This is a genomic window from Cupriavidus sp. YR651 (genome assembly GCF_900101625.1).
Classification (GTDB): Bacteria; Pseudomonadota; Gammaproteobacteria; order Burkholderiales; family Burkholderiaceae; genus Cupriavidus.
This window is the reverse complement of the sequence record NZ_FMYZ01000004.1, coordinates 500,240-520,346: the sequence shown is the minus strand read 5'-3', so window position 1 is coordinate 520,346 and position 20,107 is coordinate 500,240. Positions and strand designations below refer to the sequence as shown.

Sequence of the window (20,107 nt, the reverse complement as noted above, 5' to 3'; positions counted from 1 at the left end):
CGTGGTCAACCTTCTGCAAATTTCGGCCGTTTCTCTATTGCTACTAACGCGACTGTGGACCGCAGCATACTGCAGTGCGTAAGCACTAGTGCCCGGGAGGCGCCTGCGGACATCTAATGGCCTGCCTTCCCACTGTTGCTGTTTTGCAGAAGATATGTAGGGGCGTGAAGTTATGACCTAGACTTAGAGTGCTTTCTCAAGGTTCGGCCGCCATGCAAAGTGCGTCAAGTAACGCGTTGCAGCGCAGCGTTCCTCCCGGGCGATTCTGACAATTGTTGGGCTCCTCTGGAGCGCAGCGGCAGACAGAACCGGGGGATTGATGAAGGGGGACATGAAATGCACAAATGAGCAGTCGCTGCGTTTTCAGGTCGACAAATGGCTCGCACCTGGCCCCATGACGTCGGTCCACGTAGTGGAATTCAGCCGCACCCTTTCGGGCCGGCGACGCTACGTATGCGTCGAGACCGCGCAACCGGCCGGTTTGCGCGCGTTATTTTTCTTTCGGCACGATGATGGGTGCTGGCGCGTGTTTCCGCCCGCGGTGGAGAGGCCGCCAATGAGCACGGACATTCTCTCGTTGTGAGCAGTCATTCCCAGCTCGTGCCAAACAGACCACGCAGCAACCTCGTGCGCACTTGATGATCCCCGGTCTCTCGGCCGGCCCATCATGTACGCAACATATCGGCGATTGAGCACGGAAGTCCGGCAACAGAGGTGACCGCGCGTGGACTAGTTTCTCGCTGGGCATCTGAAGTGGGAAGTTTCTACTAGTCGCTCTGCCACCGCTTCGCCGCAGTCAAACACGTAGGGCAAGATACCCGGGTGTGCATGTCCAGCCCTCGTGCGGACCGGCGCTCACCACCGGTTTGGCCCAAGCGCTTGCACAGCGTATCGCCCGCCACACGTATCAGCCGCCCATCACGAATGGCCCGCTTTAACAGGACGTGAACATCGCGGTCTGGCTTGTCCTGGGTAGGCACTTGCGAGCCATTTCTCGAGTCATCCGCAACGATACCAGGCACCCACCGAACTGGAATCGCCAAACTCGCATTGAATGTAAGCGCTTGAGTACGAAGACGCTCCACACTTTCACGAAGCGCGACTCCGGCTGCCTCTTCCCTCTCTGTCTTCGCTGCACGAGCATCGTCGACGTCCTCTGTCCTAGCACCGACAAACACTCCATTGGAATGCTGCCAAACTTCGAGCAAAGTACCAGAGGCAAGTGTGACTGCCTCCGTTCGCCTTGACCGCTGCAAGCTGACTATCTCCAGCCGCTCCCCGTCCAGCGTTACCTGATTGTTTTCGACAACTACGCGTCCCCTATGTTCGGCGACTAGCCATCGAGGGTCGACCGTTGAGACCAACCGCAACTGGTAGATATCCATAAGACTATCCCCGCAGACGATACTGCGCCGTCTTCATGAGCCCATTAAACGGCGCTCTGCCAATGCGAGAAACGCCTTCATTCCACTTCCCCAAACATGACAAATGCGGAGAAGCCAGGCTGGCGTTTCAGCTCACCCTCGCTCTCCGCAAAGCTCCTGCACTCAGGCTACGTTGTTGCGGCCTTGGCCCTGGCAACGACCCCTCGGTTCGCCCGATAGGAGCAGGTTACTGCTTCTTCGTCTTGTCCACGCTGGCTGCGGCCTTCGTGAGTTCTGGCTGCACCTCGGGCTTCGCCACATTTGCCTTGGCCTTCACCATGTCGGAATCTTTCTTTGCCTCAGACTTTGCCATACCAGCCTCTGCATTGGCCGACTTCACCTTGCTCTCCTTGTGGTGGGTGCCCTTGGCGGTGGACTTGCTAGCATCAGCCTTTACGTCTGCCTTTTTCTTGTTGGCGCTGGCTTGAACCCCTGCTTCATCGCCCTGCGCGCTGACACCCTTCTTGTCCTTGTCGGCTTTTGCCTGTGTGGGGCTCTTTTCCTTGACGACCTTCACCTGGTCCTTCGTCGCGCCTGATTGCGGCTGAGTCGCGGAAGCTGGTACACCAGTCTGCGCGAAAGCGGTACCGACGAGGGCTGCAGAGGCGAGAGCAGCGAACAGCTTCTTCATGACGTGAACTCCTGGGAGATATTTAGCAGCTCGGCAAGGCGCCTTGCTTATCGGACAAAACGGTGCTGCCCCGAGCCGAGTTGACTCAGAACTCGTGACAATCCGTAAGTTGTGAAACAGGCAAGCTGAAGTCCCGAGTACGGCTGGATGTGCCTCCACCGCCAGCACGGCTTTTCGCCCTATCGGAAGCGCTAAGGACTCGGTCCACGCACAAGATGCTCGGTTGTGTAGGAGCCCCAGAAAGTCCGGCCGGACACCTATGCATCAACGTCGCGTTACACAAACTCACCGCTGTGCGAATCTGCTAATACATCGTCGAACCATGCTGACCTAGAGTCTCTGCAAGAAAGGTAAGGAGAGAATCATGCGAAAGGCCGCAGCGCTCTTGCTTCTGGTCGGCGTTACCGCTCTTGGCTCCAACATGGCTGAGGCGCGGGTGGACGTCGGTATTGGTATTGGCATCCCTGTGCCAGCGGTTGTCGCCCCGCCGCCCGTCTACTACGAGCCAGCTCCCGTTGTCGTTCAGCCGCCGCCCGTGGTAGCGGCTCCGGCCTACTATTACGACGACTGGCAGGGCCGCGCCTGGAGAGAGCGCCAATGGCGCGAGCGGCGATGGAGAGAGCACGAATGGCGCGAGCGTCGACGCGAATGGCGACGCTGGCATGACAACTACGATGACTAGAATTGGCGAGCGCTAGGCTTGCGAGTAGCAAGCGGAATGCCGGGGCGCTCGTCATCTAGCATTAAGATTTACAGGCAACCCTATGAGGCCGCGTCATGCGACCAAGGAAGACCTTCGTGATGTGGAAGCCTTGCTTCGCTCGTGTTCACTGCCGGTTTGTGGAATACGTAGTGAAGCGGTGCAATTTCATGTCAGCCGGGACAGGACCGGCCTCCTTGGATGCGCCGGTATCGAAGAACTCGGTGGCAAAGTAGCCTTGTTACAAGGAGTCGCCGTGGCGAAGCGGGCAAGACGGGCAGGCCTCGCCGCTCTAATGGTTTCTGCCTTGGTAGCCGATGTACGTCTGCGTGGCGTCGAATCCCTGGTCCTCAGAACTGAATTTGCCGCTGGCTATTTCTCTCGCCTTGGCTTCACGCCAGTCGACCGTGCGGCCATACCTGACGAACTGCTGGCTTATCATGAGTTCTCGGATATCGGGCCCCACACAGGGACAGTCATGAAAGCTGAGCTATAGCACCTGCTTCCGCATGCATCGCCAGCCGTCTCGCTACTACGAGTGTTCGCTCAGCAAGTGAGCGACCATCACTTCTTCGACGGCAGGAATCTCACGTTGAGTATCGGGGTCTGCTTGGTGCAGAGAGCGTCGATCACAATCGCTTACAGCCCGGCCTGCTCCTCGATGATAGTCTCCCTGAACGGTGTATCGGCGGTGGCATGACCGTCAGAATGACACACACATAAGGCAACATGAATGCCTTCGATATTATTAGATGCGCACCGCAGGCCTTCCTGGCCGCAAAGGACGCACACAGGAGTCACATCCTCATGCTGACCAACGTTGTTCTACGCTCGGCTTTTCGTTCAGATTGGCATCATGTAGCTGCATTGCTTGAGCAGTGCGGCCTCCCCACCTCGGATACTTCCGAGATAATCGAAGACTTCCACGTTGCGCTGTATGAGAACCGCATTATCGGATGTGCAGCAGCTGAGCGTCACGGCTCGAGCGTTCTTATCCGCTCCGTAGCAGTTGAGCCGGCGTACCGAGATGGAGGCATCGCTGGGTGCTTGGTTGAGGCATTGTTGATGCGTGCCCGGGGTACAGTAGCACGCGAAGCCTATATCTTCTCCACAGTGGCTCCCGCCTACTTCGCTCGCTGGGGATTCTCGCTCGTCGCAGCTGAGAAAGTGCCACTGGAGATTAGGTCTTCGCCAGCTGTCCAGCGTGCGGCCCGAACATCAGTGCTTTGCATGCGATGTGAACTAACATAGCAAGAGCAGCACCTCATCGGATAGCGATGAGATGCGGTTGACCAGCAAACCGAGTGAAGAATGTTTGTCGAACGCGCCGTCAATCTCCTGCACGAGGCAGCCTACGGAACGCTTGCTACCCACTCAGCCATCCTGCCTGGTTACCCGTATGCGACTGTGGTGCCATATGTCCCAGACGAAGCTCATCGCCCGGTAGTCTGTATCAGCGCCTTGGCCGAGCACACTAAGAATTTGCTAGCAGATTCGAGGGTGAGCTTGTCAGTGCTGCAACCCGAAGCCACTGACATTCAGACGGCACGCCGGCTGACGGTTGTTGGCGAAGCCGAGCAGTTCGAACCAAGTCAGGCGTTTCTTGCTCATTACCTGCGCTATGAACCGGGGGCCGAGCGGCAACTGGCGCTGGACTTCATGTTCTTCCGCTTGAACACAATGAGAGTCAGGTTCATCGAAGGCCTCGGACGGATGGGATGGCTGGATAAGGCCGACCTGGACGCAGTGGGCCAATTGTCCGGAGAGACTGAGGCTACTCTTGTCCGCGAGGTCTCGCGCGTTGTGCCAGCTGGGGTTAGCGTACTCGGCATCGATTGCTATGGCCTGGACTACGTAGCCGGCGCGTTTCGAAAGAGGTTCCGCTTCCCGACACAGCCGCTGCTACCAGAAACAATTCTGAACACAGCGTTGAACGCCGCAACGGGCCTTAGTTGATGGGCATGATTCTGGCATCAGTCCCCACCAGCATCCCGCCCTCGCGACTCGCCGCCCATCGCCAAAGGTAAACCCTAGCAAGGGGCGCTTGGCGCTAGGGAGCGCGACACGATATGCTAACGACACAAGAAGCGGCCGGCAGCGAATTCCTGCGCCGGAGAGTTCAGCGTCTGACAACTTTCTTTGCATGCAGGTTGGCATGCTTTTGGCGTCGAGGATGAGATGGCAACAGGTACCGTGAAGTGGTTTAACAGCGAGAAGGGCTACGGCTTCATCACGCCGGATGACGGCGGCAAAGACCTGTTCGCGCATCACTCGGAAATCCAAGGTAATGGGTTCAAGTCGCTCGAGGAAGGCGCGAAAGTAGAGTTCGAAGTCACGCAAGGCCAGAAAGGCCCACAGGCATCAAAGATTCGTAAGCTATAGACGCTCGCCCCGGCAGTACAAGTAGCCCTTCCAATCGCGTTGGCCATTCTACATACGCGCGGGTAAGCGGGGCTTGATTCACCAAAATCCCCAGCAAACTCATCGGTTTTCTGGGGATTCGTTTCTATCGAGGATATTTTCGGGAGAGGACGGCCCCTTGGCCGGTCGAGGCCGGCCATGAAGCGTCATTTAGCCGTCGACGCGCTCAAAAGTTTCGACGTCGGCACCGTCAAGTGAACGGCCGCCCGTGTTGACTGTCTTGGTGTTCATCGTCGAACCTGCTGGAACGCTGGCGTGCTATGCCTCACTAGCCCGCCTCATGCCCTTATCCAAAACGAACACAATAAACAGGAGGCAAATGCGCTGAAATCAAATGCCAGCTTTCGCCGCCGTCGTCGGACGTCCATAGCGCGCCGGTGGTCGATCCCATCACTAGGCGTGCGCCGGAGTTATCTACGGCGAGGCCGTGCCGATACACCAGGTCATACGCCGGTGTGGGCGGCAACCCAAACGAAAAACGCTTGAACGTGCGTCCGCCATCGCGGGTGCGCGTGACGACGAGCTGCCCGTCTACCGGGATCCGGCATTGGTCCTTCACGGCGGGCACGAACCACGCGGTGTCCGGCTCGCGCGGATGCACGGCCACGGCGAAGCCGAAGCTCGATGGTTGCGCTTCAATTCGCTGCCAGTGCGCCGCCCCGTCGGTCGAGCGGAAGATTGCGCAGTGATGCTGCGTCCATAGCACATCCGGGTTGGCCGCGCATTGCACAACGCGGTGCGGGTCTTGCACGTTGGCATCGCCGCGCCGATCCGGCGGCATGTAATCGGCCTCCATGCCGTCGGCAGTCACGCGCCAGGTCAAGCCTCCGTCGGTGGTTTGCCAGACGCCGCCGCACGACACGCCGATCGTCACGTGCCGGCTGTTGCGCGGATCGACCATCACGGAATGGATGCCTGGCGCGTCGTAGCCGCCTCCGAACCATTCGCGACGCTCTGGACGATCCCACAGCGTGCGGTTGAGCACCCAAGTGTCGCCGCCATCGTCGGAACGGAAGAGCCCGCCGGGAATCGTGCCGGCCCACAAGACGCCCGGCTCGTCCCGGCCACCTGATTCGAGCGACCAGATTTGCTGAAGCGTCCAGGGAGGAGACGGTGGGCTGGGCGCAGCGGCGCTTGCATCGTCCGCACTCGCGTTCGCGCCGTCACCCGTACGCTCGCCGGTTGGCTGCGGCGGGTAGACAGGGGCTGCGCACTCTTCCCAATCCTTCATGCCCGCGCGCCGGCGATGCAACTTCACGCCAAAGTGGCCGAGATTGAGCGCGGCATACAGCGAGCCGTCGCGCGGATCAGGCAGCACCATGCTTACGGGCTCGCCGACGAAATGCGGCTCGCTGAGGGTCCAGCCGCCTTCGCCATTGGCCTGCAGAATGAACAATCCCTTGCGAGTTGCGACAAGCAATCGATCGCTCATGTCGAGTGTCTCCTCGAGTACGACTGGAATCCCGTTATCCACCCGACAGCGCCTGTATGACGTACACCCGGCTTTTCTCGCCGAGTGCATCGGACAGATGTTGTCGGTCGCGCACGCGCCGGCCGTCAACAAACACGGCCAGATGCCTTCGCAGCGAGCCCTGATCGTCAAGGATATAGCCGCGCAGTTGAGGTTGCACTGCGAAGACGGCCTCGAGTGCTTCACCAAGCGTGCGTGCGTCGATCTCGCGCTCAGGCGTTGCAATATGTCGCTGAATCGAAGCTGCGAAGAAGATGTGCGCCATGGAGGGGGGCCGCGCGGGAACGGCCGTGTCCGTTGGTGTTGTAGTTTAGGCGATTCGCTATGTGGCTTCGGCGCATCACGCTACACCAGACGACAGGGTAGATCGGACGCGCGGCTGAGATTTGCAGCACCGCCTATACCGTAGGCAGTACCGCCTTGAAGGTGATTTCAATGAGTTGCTCAGGAAACGCGAGCCTCGATACGCCGATCAGGTTGCTGGCGCACTGAGGTCGCGCAGTTGCGTAGGATTCCTTGCGCACCTTGCCTGCTACCGAAAACGCTTCATCGACATCGAGCACATAGAGAGTCTCTTCCACGACGTGATCAAGGGTTGCCCCAAACTGCGCGAGGAGTTTTTCCGCGTTTGCATAAGTCACCCGCATCTGCGCCTCCATCGTCGAGAAGTCGACTGGCCGGCCTGTTTCATCGAGCGCGGCAGGAGCGATCATGCGCCCTTTGTCGTCGTGGCTGAGCTGGCCGGACACATAGATCGTGTTTCCGATCTTGATCGCCTGTGCATAGCCGTAGTCATCTTCTGCCGGCACACCGTGATAGGCGACTTCTTTCCCGTTCGTCGCAGTCGTGATGGTCATATCTGAGCTCCTGATGGTGCGATTGGTCATCTTTGCTTCCATTCAAGTTGCATGTGTTTTTGCGTGACGCTTTCGTCAGCTGGTCATGAGTTCAACTTTAGACCTGCGTGATACCAATCTCGAGGCGACATATGCTCAATAAAACGCCCGAAAGGATCAACACAACGAGGCGATCCACCTCAAGTGGAGCGGGCACTGAAAAACGTTGTTAGCCAGAGCGCGCCCAAACCTGCTGCAAGCCATATCAGGCAGTGTCCAACCCTCAATTGCTCGTCCAGGCGGTAGCACATGGCGCGTTCAGGAAGGCGGCATAATCGCCGTGTCTTTTCGGACTAGAATCCTCGGAGGAGGTACCAGTCATGTCAGCTATCAGGCGCATAGATCCGGGGCATCCTGCCTACCAGGCCGCGCTGCATAGGACGACCCGCTATCCCTCGGAGCACGTCACGTTGACGGCTAGCTCCAGGAAGAGGCTGCGCCCCTGTGTGCCGCATCGCAAGGTTGGGCGCGGCAAGGTCGGCATCGGCGGCAATAGGGCGTGAAGCGCTGATCACCACGTCACGAAGACACGCCGTTTATCACGGCGGCAGCAGACCAGACGACCGACGGCTCCTGTGCCTGTATGCCGCCCGACCGCACTTTTGTGCTTCGATTAGGCTCCCCCTGGTAACAGTTACCGCTATTGAGAAACCACGCCGACTGTGAGCACGGACCCCGGCAAGGCAAGACGCGGCATGGTAATCCTGCAACGCGAGGAGTGGGACCTGGGTGGCGTAAGAACCCGAGCGGACTCGGACCTTTTTGCGGCCATTGCCAGCGGATCAAAAGGTGGCAGAGTCAGCACCAATGCCGGTGCGCAGACAGACCGCCGCGCGGACACTCTCAAAGGGGAGGTGGTGGGGCTGCGTTGTGATGCCGCAAAGGAAACTGCAGTCTCGCCGAAAATCAATGGAGCCCATCTGGCCGCCCCGGTCGAGAGCGGCTTGATGCGTTCCTGGCGCGCGGGCAGCCTGCAGCGCGCCACACAAGAGGACAACAGACGTGAGCGAGAAACTTGAATCCCAAACCTGCACGCCTTGCCGGGGCGGAGTGCCGCCGCTGGAGCGTGCAGAGGCAGAGGCGCTGTTGCAGGAAGCTCCGGGCTGGACGCTTGCTGACGATGGCGGGCGGCTGGAGCGCAGCTTCACCTTCCGCAACTTCGCGCAAGCGTTGGCCTTCGCGAACGGCGTGGGCCAGCTCGCGGAAGCGCAGGGGCACCATCCGGAGATTAGCTTTGGCTGGGGGCATGCCACGGTCTCGTGGCGCACCAAGAAGATCAAGGGCGTGCATCGCAACGACTTCATCATGGCGGCGAAGACGACTGCGCTGGAGGAGGCCATGCAGGACGCGTAGCGCGTTTCAGGCAGGCAGGTCGCCCGGTGTGTTTGCGCCGCGACCGGCTACCACGCAGTCGCTAAAGCGATGTGGGCGCGCATGTCGACTTGCGACTGCTGACAGCCGTCTCACCCCGGCCAGTTCCCGCCGTTTGCTCTCTGGCACTTCGACGGTAAAAGCACGGCCAAAGCAGCCCCGTGCAAGGGGCTCCTTTGGGGGCAGGCAATATTGGGCTACAGGTAATGGCTGCTTAGGCCGTTCAGCCTGCTTCCCTCTCGAGGTAATTTTCCTGCAGACACTTCACGTCCACAGACAGCGCCTCGCTCAAGAAATTGGCTGTGCTGCCCCATTCCTGTTCAATAGTCCGCAGCGACGCCTGGAGGTAACCTGCCCGCACTTCTAGCAACGGCATCGCCACGTCAGGCGAGATTGCCAGCGATGCCAGGCGAGCCAACAGGTCGCGGATGAGTCGCTGGTTCCAGTGGTTCGATTCCAGATAGTTGGCCAGAATCGTGTCCGGCGCCACATTAAGCGCCGACAACAACAGCATGGTGGCGAAGCCCGTCCTGTCCTTGCCCGTACTGCAGTGGTACATCAATGTTCGGCCTGCTTCTGCCTCTTTCATGAACTTGCCAAAGGCAGATTGGTGCTTGATCGGGAAATCGCGATACACCTGCAGCATGAAGTCGTCCAAGTCCTGACGCGTGCCGGATCGCAGTCGCGGCACGAGTTCGCTCATGCTCATGGTGCCTTCCAGCACTGGAAGGGCCACCCAGTTGAACGCATTGGTAAATCCGCTTTCTGCATCGGACTTCTCTTCCAGGGCGCGAAAGTCGATCACGACGTCGAGCCCAAGCGCTCGCAGCCGTGCGATGTCCGCGGTGCTTGCCAAGCCCGGGTTGCCGCCGCGAAATAGTCGGCCCGTCCGCACGCGCCTGCCGTCGCGGCTGACCAGGCCACCGAGGTCGCGCAGATTGTGGACGTTCTCAAGTGGCAGCGCAGTGCCGGTGAGGGCAACCGCAGAAGTGGGACTTGTCGCCGAAAACGCTCGCGCTGCGGCTCCCGATAGAAGTGATGAGATCTGGCTTGTCATTCGTACTCTGGGTCTCTTCATAACCTGCGCCCGAGTAATCCCCCGGTGCACGCGAGGCAGTATTGACGAAGATGCGGCTGGCCACTTGATATTTCGGGACGACCGTTTGATGCGTCGGGACACCCCGGGAAAACCCGGAATCAACGGTACGGCAGAACGAAGGGGATGGCCGCTCCCCCGGCCACTATCGCCGTCCGACCCGGCTACGCCGAACTACCTATAAACAGTCGGATGTTGCCTCTGGCGCAATCGAGCCGATACGCGGACAAGCGGAAGGCAGAGACCGGGCCTGTTTCCGTCACTCACAACCATCCGATATCGAGTAGTCGACATTGTCAGCAGTCACTATGCCAAGTGACCTATGCGATGCGAGAAAAAGCGAGTCTGGCCCGGCTTCGCTTCGTGCACTAATGTTCTTTGCGACGATGTATGGAACGCTGAATTCGGCAGCAGGAGATAGCGTCATGAACGGCAAAACTCTCTTTACCAGTATCTTGTTACTGGTTGGAATATTCAGCTTCGTGTCGCCGGCATATTCCCAGTCATCTCCACCGATGTCCGAGACAGCAAAACAAACCGAAGCACTGGTCGACAAAGCTGCAGCGTTGATTGACAGGGAAGGCAAGGCCGCATTTTCCGAGTTCAGGGTCAAAGGCAGCGAATGGTTCCATGGTGACACCTATCTGTTCATCTACGATCTGAAGGCAAATGTCTTGTTGAATCCGGCCTTTCCAACTCGTGAGGGGACCAATGTCAGCGGCCAGAAAGATAGCAACGGCAAGCTGTTTCACGACGCCATGATCCAGACGGCAAAATCCAAAAAATCGGGCTGGGTGGACTACATGTTCCTGAGACCGGGGCAGGCTCAGCCGTCGCATAAGTGGACCTATGTGAAGGCTGTCAGGATCGACGGGGTTCCAGGCCTGGTGGCTTCGGGCTTCTATTCGGAGTAGCTTCCGGCCTCAGCGAGGCTACGGCTGCGGAGGGTCGCGAGGAGACGAGCGGGTAGCAGCCGTTTGCATCGACACAGTCCGGGGGAGATCAATTGGACGACGAAGCCAGTGCTGAACAAACCCGCAGCTTGGCGGCTGACACTTGACCAGGATCATGCAAGGGCTCGTCCAGCGTCGCTACACTTTGTCAGTTGTAGTCCGGCTTGCGCCCGACTTATCTTGATGGGCAGGTATCGAAGCCATCTTCGCCCCCTCTGCCATGAAGCCTGCAATCGCCCAACACACCCCCATAGAGAACTTGCAGGCACTGCTGATAGGCACACTGCTTGTCGCACTGGCGGTATCCATGTTCAAGCAGGCAGGTTTGCTTTCGGGCGGTACGGCTGGTCTGGCATTCCTTGCCCATTACCTCGGCGGCATGCCGTTCAGCGTAGCGTTCTTCGTCTTCAACCTGCCCTTCTACTGGCTTGCGTGGAAATTCATGGGCGCGACGTTCACTTTCCGGACGTTCGTGGCCGTGTTGTTGTTCTCAGTGGAAGCCGACTTGCTGCCACGCTGCCTCAGCTTCGCCACGCTCGATCCCACGCTTGCTGCAATACTTGGAGGCGTACTATTGGGTAACGGATTCCTGATTCTGTTTCGGCACAAGGCGAGCCTCGGCGGTGTCGGCATCCTTGCTCTCGTGCTTCAGGGCCAGCGATGTCATGAGATCGACGTCAATCCCGTCGTACACGTCAGGGCTCTTCATGAAGCTGAAAGGTCTGTAGTCGCCAGGAGTGCAGACCCGGAGTTCGCGCGCTTCCAGGATGTTCTTCATGGTTGCCGACGCAGGCGGCCTGGGAGAGCTTGCAGGCGGCTGCGGCGACAACGCAAAAGCATGAAATGCCACCAACATACCGGCAACTGCGAGCTTCCCTTTCATAGTGCTTCTCCTTTGTGACGATCGGACGGCGAATGGGGGCAGCAACGAGGGCGCGCATCGCAGGGTGCCAGTACTGGCACCCGCGCATCAGAACGCAAAGTTCTGGGTCAGGCCCGTCGTGGTCACAGTGACCTGCTGGGTAATGACGGTGCCGGAGCTGCTGGTAGCCTGAATGCCGTACTTGCCTGCCACGGAACCATCCTGCGTCAGAGGGATTCCCCCTGACGGCAGCGGGGCCACGTAAGTTCCAACCACAGGCCCGGCCAGCGGCAGTGCCGGCTGCGCCGGGAACAGGCTATAGGCGCCAGTGTCGGACGCCGCCGCGGAGGCAATCTCGAAAGTTCCGCCACCGGTTTGCTGCAAGGCTCGGACCGTTGCTTCCGAACCGGCCGGCGTGACTGTCCCCGATACCTTGCCAAACGTCGAGGTCGGCAGGCTGAGCGGTGCCGCCGCGGTTGCGACGGCGGTACTGCCGCCCGCCACAACCGGCACGCCGCGTACGATGCCGGTGCCACGCCCGGTCGTCGACGTTGGCACTATCACCACATCCACCTTGTCGGTAGTACTGATTTGCTCGATGGGCGACAGCGTAAAGTTACCGTTGCCGTCTGCAACGGTCGCCTTGACCACGACGCCATTGCGTTCAGCAAAGACCCGAGCGCCCGGTGCCGAGGCGACCACACCCGTCACAGCTCCGCTTGCCACCATCGGCACTGCGGTCACCACCGGCTTGAGGCCAAAGGTGCCGTTGCCACGCGTGACGACCGACTTGCAGGCATCGAAGTCGAGCACCAGGTCGCTCTGCGTATTGGGCGCGACCGTGAAGGGACGGATGATCTTGATGCCGCTCTGCACGGCGCTCGGGGTATCAAGCGCTTGTTCGGTACCGCTGCTGGGCACCACCGAATTGGCTGGTGCGCCGGCTCCATTGGCCACGAGAACCAGGCGGACCTGCTGGTACGTGCCAGCCGGAAGCGCCGTTTGTCCGAGGTTAGTCAGCACGCCATTGGAGAGTGTCAGAAGGTCGATCCGTCGGGCCGGACTGACCGGGATATCGACCCATCCTCCGCCGCTGGGGTCTGCGCCTGCACTGGTGTGGACGCGCACCCTGTCAACGGTGACATAGACATGATCGAAGCCACAAGCCGGTGCATCGGTCATCGACACACTCAACGTGCCGGTATTGCTGCTACTCGACGATCCGTCGTCACCTCCGCCACAGGCGGCAAGAGCAAGCGCACTGCTCAGTGCGAGCAGCCGCAGTGGCGACGCCACGAAAGGTATGGCATTCATGATTCCCCCCGGAAGACAGTTATGTCCTGGCGAGCATAGTTTGAGTGATGCGCTGTCATTGTAAGCATTTGTTATCACTCAACCAGTGAGCGCGAATTGCAACGCAAGAAACGGTGGGGAGTAGCGCGTGGAGCAAAACAATGCTATCCGGCTGCAGCTTGGCACTCTTAGCCACTACCTGTATGGCCTTCGTCGACTCGATATAAGCACTGACTCCACGAGATGCGGGCGGTAGCGTAGGAAAGCCGGCGGGTGCATGCCTGCACAAGGGTATTAGCCTGTGCACGAATCCCCGCTGTATGACGTTAAGCCTCCGGAAGCGGATTTGCTGGGGTCACCCGAGGATCCTTGGCCCGCTTGTACAGACCTACAACAACCGGACAAACGTGAAGAAATACCTCTCCACAGTCGCTGCGATGTCTGCCTTCGTCGCGGCCTGCGCCAGCATTGGTAACGCTGGTGCTACCTCTCCAAAAATTCGTTCAAAACCGCAAAGCACGCCGGCTATCAGGAAGGAGCCGTCCTCTCCTTCGACCAGGGTCGCGCCTGCATCCAGTTACACCAGAACCGACCCACGCCTCGAATTCTTCAATGCTCTCAACTCCCTGCGCATCGCAATGGGTGTAGGCGCATTGCGGCAAGACGCCGCCCTGGACGCTGCGGCCGAAAACCACCTGGAGTACATGAAGCTCAACGCGGTGATGAGCCATACGGAGATCCCTGGGACGCCAGGTTTCACACGCTCCGATCCGTACCAGCAAGTGCTCGCTGTGGGCGGCTCACACAAGCAATGGGTTGGACAGAATGCCTATAGCGGCGAGCTTGCCGGCTGTCTTGCCGCAATGGCGGGCTCGGTCTACCACCTGCAAGGGATTACCAGCAACCAGGAGACCATCGGCCTCGCCATGCGTGACAACTACTGCGTGGCAAACTTTGGCGTGGTGAGCGCAGCCGGAACCGGTGGCTATGGCCTTGCCCAATGGGGTGGCCAACAATTGCCTCCCAACACTGGCGCCTACTACCCAGTAGACAATGCCAGCGTCCACGGCCTGTTCATCCCTGGTGGCGAGATCCCGAATCCAGCGCCCGATCTGGCTAGAGCCGGTCCCCCGATCATGTTCCGCGTCAACGTTGAAAAGCCATCCGACGTATTGACAGTCTCAAACTTCATCCTGAGAGGACCTGGCGGCAATTCCGTGCCCGCTCGCATCCTGGTGCCTATCGAATCCAAGCCTGGCTCGGTTGCTTCGGCTATTGAGGATGCGAGCTTGTATCGAGGCGTGGCTTTCCTGCTCCCCACACAGCCCATCGCTGCCGGCACATACACAGCAACTTTCGCCGGTGCGAGAAATGGTGTGGCGATCAGTAAGTCATGGAGCTTTACCGCCTACTGATCAGCCACTACCGCATCCATGGATCGGCACAACGTGAGCCGCCACCAGGTCGACCGTGGCCTCTGCGTGCGCGACGACATCAGAACCGCCAGAAAAGAAAGTGTCGTTGCTTTCGCGCATTGACCGCACGAGGCCGGGTCTCCGGGCTAAATCGCACGTCCTGATCGATCACTCTCGTGCGCAGGGCCATGTCGTAGAACGCGCCCACCACCGGCAAGGCGCTACGCGCGCCTTCGCCCCAATAGTTGCCGAGCGTCACCCGTCCATCGTCGAATCCCACCCACGCGCCCGCGACCAGTTGCGGATGCATCAGGATGAACCAGCTATCCGTATTGTCCTGTGTCGTGCCTGTCTTGCCGGCCACGTCCGCGCGAATCCCGAAACGCGTCCGGATGCCCGCGCCGGTGCCACGGCTAACGACGTCGCGCATGACATCGACGAGCGTTTGCGCTGCGGCAGCCGGCAGCGCCTGTACCGGCGACACGCTCGCGAATTCGGCGAGTACCTTGCCGTCGCGATTCTCGATGCGCGTGACCATGCGCGGCTCGAGATAGGCGCCGCGGTTCGCGATCGTGCTGTACGCCGAGACCATTTCCTTGAGCGTGACCGGGCTCGTTCCGAGCGCTAGCGACGGCACCGGCTCAAGTGGACTCTCGCGCACGCCCATCGCGCGAGCGAGCCGTGCGACCTTCTCCGGACGTTCCTTCTGCATGAGCTGAGCGGTGATGCGGTTGCGCGAATACGCCAGCGCGTCGCGCAACGTCATCGGTCGGCCAGTAGGCGGTTCCGCATCAGTAGGCCGCCATTCCGCTTGCCCGCTCACCGGAATGGCGACGTTCCGGTCCACGATCGTATCGCCTGGCTGTGCGCCGTCCGCGAATGCCGCGCCGTAGACGAACGGCTTGAACGTCGAACCCGGCTGACGCCGGGCCTGCTGTACATGATCGAACGGTACCTCACCGAAATCGCGACTGCCGACCCACGCCTTGATATCTCCGTTGCGCGGATCGATCGCGACAAAACCCGCCTGGACTTGTGTCTTGGTCCGGCAGAGTGCGCGGACGAACGTGGGGTTCATGCCGAGTTTGCGGAGCGCGGCCTGGTCCGATTGGCCTGCATCGCGTGCGGCGCGATATTCAGCCGTTTGCCGCATGAATGTCTGGAACAGGTCATTGCCAGGCCAGCAGCCCGTTCGTTCGTTCCACGCGTCGTTCGCGATCCATTGCAACTGGCTCGTCTGCCAGGCCACCGCCTGCGTCGCCATCGCCTGGAGACGGTAATCGACGGTGGTGCGCACGACCAGTCCGTCGGCATAGATGTTGTAGCCATTGCGATCGGCCCATGCAATCAGCCACTTGCGCAATTGGGCGGAAAAATGTGGTGCGGCACCCGGCGGAGCGGTTTGCAATGCAAGATCGACCCTCATCGGTTGTCGCTTCAACCAGGCATAGGTATCGGGCTTGAGCTTGCCGTACTTGTCCATCTGCCCGAGCACTGTGTTTCGCCGCTGCAACGCGCGCTCGGGATTGAGCACAGGATTGTAGGTGCTGTTGGCCTTCAGCATGCCGACGAGTGTCGCGCATTCGAGAATGTCGAGCTGATTTGCCGATTTACCGAAATAGGTGCGTGCGGCCATTTCCACGCCGTAGGCGTTGTACAGGAACGGCACCGTGTTCAGGTACGTCTCGAGAATCTGGTCCTTGCTGTATACAGCCTCGATCTTGAGCGCCGTAATCGCTTCCCTGAGCTTGCGCGTGAGCGTTGGCGCGCGGCCGATTTCGTCGGGATACAGGTTGCGTGCGAGCTGCTGCGTGATCGTCGAGCCACCCTGTCGGTCGCCCGAGAACGTATGCAGCGCGGCCGATGCCGTACGCGTCCAGTCGATGCCGTGATGCTCGTAGAAGCGCCGGTCTTCGGTCGCGATCAATGCATCCACCATGTAGGGCGAGATCTGCCTGAGTGACACCCACTCCCGATTGACCGGTTTGAATTGCTCGAGCAGTTTGCCGTCGGCCGACACGATCAATGCTGGCTGATCGACGCGGGCTTTCCGGATGTTGCCAATGCTCGGCGTAAGCGGCACGAGCGCAAGGACGTACAGGAGGAATATTGCCGGCAATGCGACGAGCGTCAGCACGATGCCGCGTCGCGTGGGGCGGCGAAGGCGGCCCAGTGCCCTGCCAAAAGCGAGTCTGACTATCGTGCTGCCGGCGGCAGTCAGCGGTTGGATGCGGCCGAGCCACTGTGCACAACGCTCACGAAACAACGAACCATATCGGCGATACACGGTGGGGGCGCTGACAGAAAGAGCCGGATCGTACCAAAACGGATGGACGTTTCCGTGGTCAAATCGGGGCCACGGCGCGCGGCATTAACAGATGATTACATTTGTTTCGTGTGAGCAACGCCCTCCGGTTTTGCGGCGGCCATGTGTGCGATCAGGTTCGGTCGGCGGGGGCGAATGGCGGCTTTTCAAGGCCGCTCCGGCCACTAGGCTTTAAGTCCCTGGATGACCGAGTTGGGTCGTTCCGAGACGCTCCCTCCCCCGCAAATCAGCGAAGTGCCGAAAAAAAGCCCGCGCCGTTTCACACGGCGCGGGCTTTTTCTCGCGTCTTGCCGGGCGACTCAGAAGATGTGTTTGACGCCCATCATCGCGCCGAACTGGTTGCCGCCCGGCGTGGTGGCGCCGCCGGGCGCGCCGGAGCTGACGGACAGGTTCAGATTGCCGCGGTTATCGATGAAGCCTGCCGTGCCGTAGACCGACGTCCGCTTGGAGAACGCGTACGTGGCGCGCGCCGCGTAGAGCCAGGCCTTGTTGTCGCTGTTGTGGTAGCGCAGGAAGAACACTTCGCCGTCCACGCTCAGCGCCGGGGTGACGGCGTACGATGCGCCGCCGAAGAACAGGTCGCTGCGCGGCGCGATCGGGGTGGCGTCGTTGTCGCGACGAATCCAGCCGCCGCCGATCTTGCCCTTGCCGAGGTTGGTATAGGCGTTGACCGACAGGCGGTCGTCCTTCATGCCGCTGCTGGTCAGGCCGTTGAACGCCCCGGCGCCACCGCGCTGCGAGTCGTAGGCCACGCCGGCGCCCCAGATCGAGGTGTCGTACTTGACCAGCGCCGACCATTCGCGGCACGCGTTGCGGTCGTTCGGGTTCTCGCCGGCGCAACCGGTGGCCGACGGCCCCGGCGGCGTCGAGGCGCCGTCCCGGCCGAAGCTGTAGGTGCCGCCCACGGTCAGGCCGCCGAACGTGCCCTTGTAGCCGATGGCATTGTCCGCGCGGGCATTGGGCAGGTAGCTGTCGAGCGATGACGAGCCGAACGTGTTGGGGCCGAGCATGTCCGCTTCCAGCGTGGACCAGAACAGCATCGTGTACTGCCGGCCCAGCGAGAGCTGGCCCCAGCCCCCGGCCAGGCCCACCCAGGCCTGGCGACCGAACAACCGGCCGCCCTGGTTGGACACGCCGGAATCGGGCGAGAAGCCGGACTCCAGCACGAAGTTCGCCTTCAGGCCGGCGCCGAGTTCCTCGGAGCCGCGCAGGCCCCAGCGGGACGGCACGGTGCCGGCCAGGTTGTCCATCCGCGTCACGCTGTTTTTTTGCGGGCCAACGTTGTTCAGGTACTCGATGCCGGTGTCGATCACACCGTACAGGGTGACCGATGACTGCGCCATTGCCATGGCGGGCAATGCCGCCGCACAGGCCAGGGCTAGCCTTGCTGGTCTCATTGGGGTCTCCTCCCGTTGTTGATTGTTTTCTGGTACGTCTTTCGAGTGTCCGCCGCTGTCAAGCGGGCGTCAGCGGTCTGCCGCACGGCCAGTGGCCAGCGCCAGCCACGCCAGGGCATCGGCATGGGCATTGCCACGCCACGCGATGTGGTGATCCGGGCGAATCAGCACACGGTCGGCGCCATACAGCGCATGGGCCGCCGTGTCATTCACGTGCAACAGGTCCAGCGTGATGCCAAATGTCGCGGCGGCGTCACGCCAGCAGGCGCGTTCCGCCGTATCCAGGTCCTGACCGAAGGCCACGAGCGTGAAGTCGCGGCCAAACTGGTCGAACAACACCTTGCCATCCACCACCGCGTGCGGCGCCCGAGAGCCCGGCACGGCCAGCGGCACGTAGCGGTTCGGGTCGTCCTGGGGCACCGGTCCGGCCTCCGCAGCCACGATCGGGCTGTCCAGGTAACGCACGCCAAGCTGCAGGCCGGGAATGTTGAATTCGCTGGCGGCGTGTCCGGCCAACACCTCGCCCAGCGCGGCGCGGGCCCGCGCCCCGGTCTCGCCTGGAGCGTCGAGTTCCCTGCCGATGCAGATATTGCCGATGCTGTCCGCCATGCGGCGCGCAAACGCGGTGTTGCGCAGCGCAACGGGCCGGCGCTCGCGATCGTAGGAATCCAGCAGGGCCGCCGGGGCGGCGTCGCGGATCACTGCGGCCAGTTTCCAGCCCAGGTTCACCACATCGTCAATCGAGGTGTTATAGCCCATGCCACCCGTCGGCGTGAACAAATGTGCTGCATCGCCGGCCAGGAACATTCGCCCGGATGCCATCCGGTCCGCCACCAGCGTGTAGCCGGCGATCCAGGGCATGCGGTCGATCAGCGCGAAATCGAAGTCCGCACCCACCGCCGCCCGCGTCACGGCGGCCACGTCGACGTCGCTCGCCTGTTGCCCGGCTTCCAGCTGCACCGCGAGCAGGAACGTGGCGTCGCCGTCGATGGCGATCAGCAGTCCGCGCTGTTGCGCATTCACGGCCCAGTATTGCCACGCGGGGTCCTTGCCCAGCACGGCATAGAGCTGTCGGGAGCGGAAATAGATCGACAGCATCTGGCCGCCGAAGAAGTCGCGCTGCTCGCTGCCCTGCCCCGAGTAGCGGATGCCGAGCGACTTGCGCACCAGACTGCGCGGGCCGTCGCAACCCACCACGTAGCGCGCGTTCAGGCGCCACGGACCGGTGGGACCGCTGGCATCGGCGAGATCGGAACTATCGACGCTATCAACGCTATCGGCGCCATCCGGGGAACCCGTGTCCCCGGTGGGCATCACCGACATCGTCACGCCATGCAGGGTCTGCGCGACGGACATCGCCCGATGCCCCAGCCGCAGCCGCACGCTCGGATAGCTGGCCGCACGTGCCCGCAGCACGGGCTCGATGTACATCTGCTGCGCCCGGTGCGGCAGTTCCGGCGTGGGCCACGCGTCGTGGCCGTAGTCGCCGAAATCCCCGTCAGTGCCGGAATGGCCGGCATGCGCCGAGGCATGTTCTCCGGCTTCGGCGCGCGACGGAATCCGGAACCGCGCCAGCTCGTGGCTGGCCAGGTGCGTGCAGTACACCACGTCCTGCGGGTAGGTCGGCGGCAGGCCAAGTGCGCGGATCGCTTCGGCAAAGCCGCGTCGCCGGTAGTGCTCCATCGTTCGTGACGACGTGGCATTGGCCTTGGGGAATGCCGGAGGATCGGCGTCCTCCTCCAGCAACACGCACGGGATACCCCGGCAACCCAGTTCGATGGCCAGCATGAGGCCGGCCGGGCCGCCGCCGATGATGGCGACGTCCGTTTGCAGCGTCTTCACGGTGAGTCT

Annotated in this window: 20 protein-coding genes; 11 read left to right on the top strand and 9 right to left on the bottom strand. The window is 61.1% G+C overall.

The window, feature by feature from the left end; all coding sequences use genetic code 11:
* Positions 1-331 precede the first annotated feature (331 nt).
* Entirely contained in the window at positions 332-583 is a 252-nt protein-coding gene (locus BLR29_RS32865; protein WP_092137835.1) for a hypothetical protein, read from the top strand.
* Positions 584-1,611: 1,028 nt separating this feature from the next.
* Here BLR29_RS32865 and BLR29_RS15030 read toward each other — a convergent pair.
* The gene (locus tag BLR29_RS15030) at positions 1,612-2,055 is read right to left on the bottom strand and encodes a hypothetical protein (RefSeq protein WP_092137782.1); all 444 of its coding nucleotides are present in this window, start codon (positions 2,053-2,055) and stop codon (positions 1,612-1,614) included.
* 364 nt (positions 2,056-2,419) lie between these two features.
* Between BLR29_RS15030 and BLR29_RS15025 the strand changes: the two genes are divergently transcribed.
* From BLR29_RS15025 to BLR29_RS15005, 5 genes are all read left to right on the top strand, one after another.
* Entirely contained in the window at positions 2,420-2,737 is a 318-nt protein-coding gene (locus tag BLR29_RS15025) for a hypothetical protein (RefSeq protein WP_092137781.1), read from the top strand.
* A gap of 82 nt (positions 2,738-2,819) precedes the next feature.
* On the top strand, positions 2,820-3,251 hold the full coding sequence (locus tag BLR29_RS15020; RefSeq protein WP_092137780.1) for a GNAT family N-acetyltransferase: 432 nt from the start codon (positions 2,820-2,822) through the stop codon (positions 3,249-3,251).
* A 233-nt stretch (positions 3,252-3,484) separates the two neighbouring features.
* Positions 3,485-4,006, top strand: a complete 522-nt coding sequence (locus BLR29_RS15015) for a GNAT family N-acetyltransferase (protein WP_369804616.1) — start codon at positions 3,485-3,487, stop codon at positions 4,004-4,006.
* Positions 4,007-4,066: 60 nt separating this feature from the next.
* Positions 4,067-4,711, top strand: coding sequence for a HugZ family pyridoxamine 5'-phosphate oxidase (locus BLR29_RS15010; RefSeq protein ID WP_092137779.1), 645 nt, complete (start codon positions 4,067-4,069; stop codon positions 4,709-4,711).
* A 222-nt stretch (positions 4,712-4,933) separates the two neighbouring features.
* Positions 4,934-5,137: a cold-shock protein gene (locus BLR29_RS15005; protein ID WP_092137833.1), complete on the top strand. Its 204-nt coding sequence runs from the start codon at positions 4,934-4,936 to the stop codon at positions 5,135-5,137.
* 325 nt (positions 5,138-5,462) lie between these two features.
* On the opposite strand, the gene BLR29_RS15000 is transcribed toward BLR29_RS15005, so the two are convergent.
* From BLR29_RS15000 to BLR29_RS14990, 3 genes are all read right to left on the bottom strand, one after another.
* A complete protein-coding gene (locus BLR29_RS15000; RefSeq protein WP_092137778.1) occupies positions 5,463-6,608 on the bottom strand; it encodes a WD40/YVTN/BNR-like repeat-containing protein in 1,146 nt (381 codons plus the stop codon).
* Positions 6,609-6,642: 34 nt separating this feature from the next.
* The gene (locus tag BLR29_RS14995) at positions 6,643-6,912 is read right to left on the bottom strand and encodes a MoaD/ThiS family protein (RefSeq protein WP_092137777.1); all 270 of its coding nucleotides are present in this window, start codon (positions 6,910-6,912) and stop codon (positions 6,643-6,645) included.
* Positions 6,913-7,045: 133 nt separating this feature from the next.
* Positions 7,046-7,504 carry a RidA family protein gene (locus BLR29_RS14990; RefSeq protein WP_092137776.1) on the bottom strand — a complete coding sequence of 153 codons (459 nt, stop codon included), beginning with the start codon at positions 7,502-7,504 and terminating at the stop codon, positions 7,046-7,048.
* A 734-nt stretch (positions 7,505-8,238) separates the two neighbouring features.
* Between BLR29_RS14990 and BLR29_RS31980 the strand changes: the two genes are divergently transcribed.
* Positions 8,239-8,562 carry a hypothetical protein gene (locus BLR29_RS31980; RefSeq protein WP_143018466.1) on the top strand — a complete coding sequence of 108 codons (324 nt, stop codon included), beginning with the start codon at positions 8,239-8,241 and terminating at the stop codon, positions 8,560-8,562.
* A complete protein-coding gene (locus BLR29_RS14980) occupies positions 8,546-8,896 on the top strand; it encodes a 4a-hydroxytetrahydrobiopterin dehydratase (protein WP_092137774.1) in 351 nt (116 codons plus the stop codon). The genes BLR29_RS31980 and BLR29_RS14980 overlap by 17 nt, the downstream gene beginning before the upstream one ends.
* 241 nt (positions 8,897-9,137) lie before the next feature.
* Here BLR29_RS14980 and BLR29_RS14975 read toward each other — a convergent pair whose 3' ends face one another.
* The gene (locus BLR29_RS14975) at positions 9,138-9,971 is read right to left on the bottom strand and encodes a tyrosine-protein phosphatase (protein ID WP_176860957.1); all 834 of its coding nucleotides are present in this window, start codon (positions 9,969-9,971) and stop codon (positions 9,138-9,140) included.
* 464 nt (positions 9,972-10,435) lie between these two features.
* On the opposite strand from BLR29_RS14975, the gene BLR29_RS14970 reads away from it, so the two are divergent.
* Together BLR29_RS14970 and BLR29_RS14965 are read left to right on the top strand one after the other, a co-directional pair.
* Positions 10,436-10,924: a cache domain-containing protein gene (locus tag BLR29_RS14970; RefSeq protein ID WP_092137773.1), complete on the top strand. Its 489-nt coding sequence runs from the start codon at positions 10,436-10,438 to the stop codon at positions 10,922-10,924.
* A 259-nt stretch (positions 10,925-11,183) separates the two neighbouring features.
* Complete coding sequence (locus BLR29_RS14965; RefSeq protein ID WP_092137772.1) at positions 11,184-11,864, top strand: YitT family protein; 681 nt, start codon at positions 11,184-11,186, stop codon at positions 11,862-11,864.
* Positions 11,865-11,933: 69 nt separating this feature from the next.
* Here BLR29_RS14965 and BLR29_RS14960 read toward each other — a convergent pair whose 3' ends face one another.
* Entirely contained in the window at positions 11,934-13,139 is a 1,206-nt protein-coding gene (locus BLR29_RS14960) for a DUF4382 domain-containing protein (RefSeq protein ID WP_092137771.1), read from the bottom strand.
* A 386-nt stretch (positions 13,140-13,525) separates the two neighbouring features.
* Between BLR29_RS14960 and BLR29_RS14955 the strand changes: the two genes are divergently transcribed.
* A complete protein-coding gene (locus tag BLR29_RS14955) occupies positions 13,526-14,533 on the top strand; it encodes a CAP domain-containing protein (protein ID WP_255371249.1) in 1,008 nt (335 codons plus the stop codon).
* Between the two features lie 79 nt (positions 14,534-14,612).
* On the opposite strand, the gene BLR29_RS14950 is transcribed toward BLR29_RS14955, so the two are convergent.
* The 3 genes from BLR29_RS14950 to BLR29_RS14940 form a co-directional block, all read right to left on the bottom strand.
* Positions 14,613-16,820 (bottom strand): penicillin-binding protein 1A, encoded by a 2,208-nt coding sequence (locus BLR29_RS14950; RefSeq protein ID WP_092137770.1) that lies wholly within the window; start codon positions 16,818-16,820, stop codon positions 14,613-14,615.
* Positions 16,821-17,158: 338 nt separating this feature from the next.
* The gene (locus BLR29_RS14945; RefSeq protein ID WP_092137769.1) at positions 17,159-18,256 is read right to left on the bottom strand and encodes a porin; all 1,098 of its coding nucleotides are present in this window, start codon (positions 18,254-18,256) and stop codon (positions 17,159-17,161) included.
* 69 nt (positions 18,257-18,325) lie between these two features.
* Positions 18,326-20,098 (bottom strand): FAD-dependent monooxygenase, encoded by a 1,773-nt coding sequence (locus BLR29_RS14940; protein WP_255371248.1) that lies wholly within the window; start codon positions 20,096-20,098, stop codon positions 18,326-18,328.
* Between the last annotated feature and the right edge of the window lie 9 nt (positions 20,099-20,107).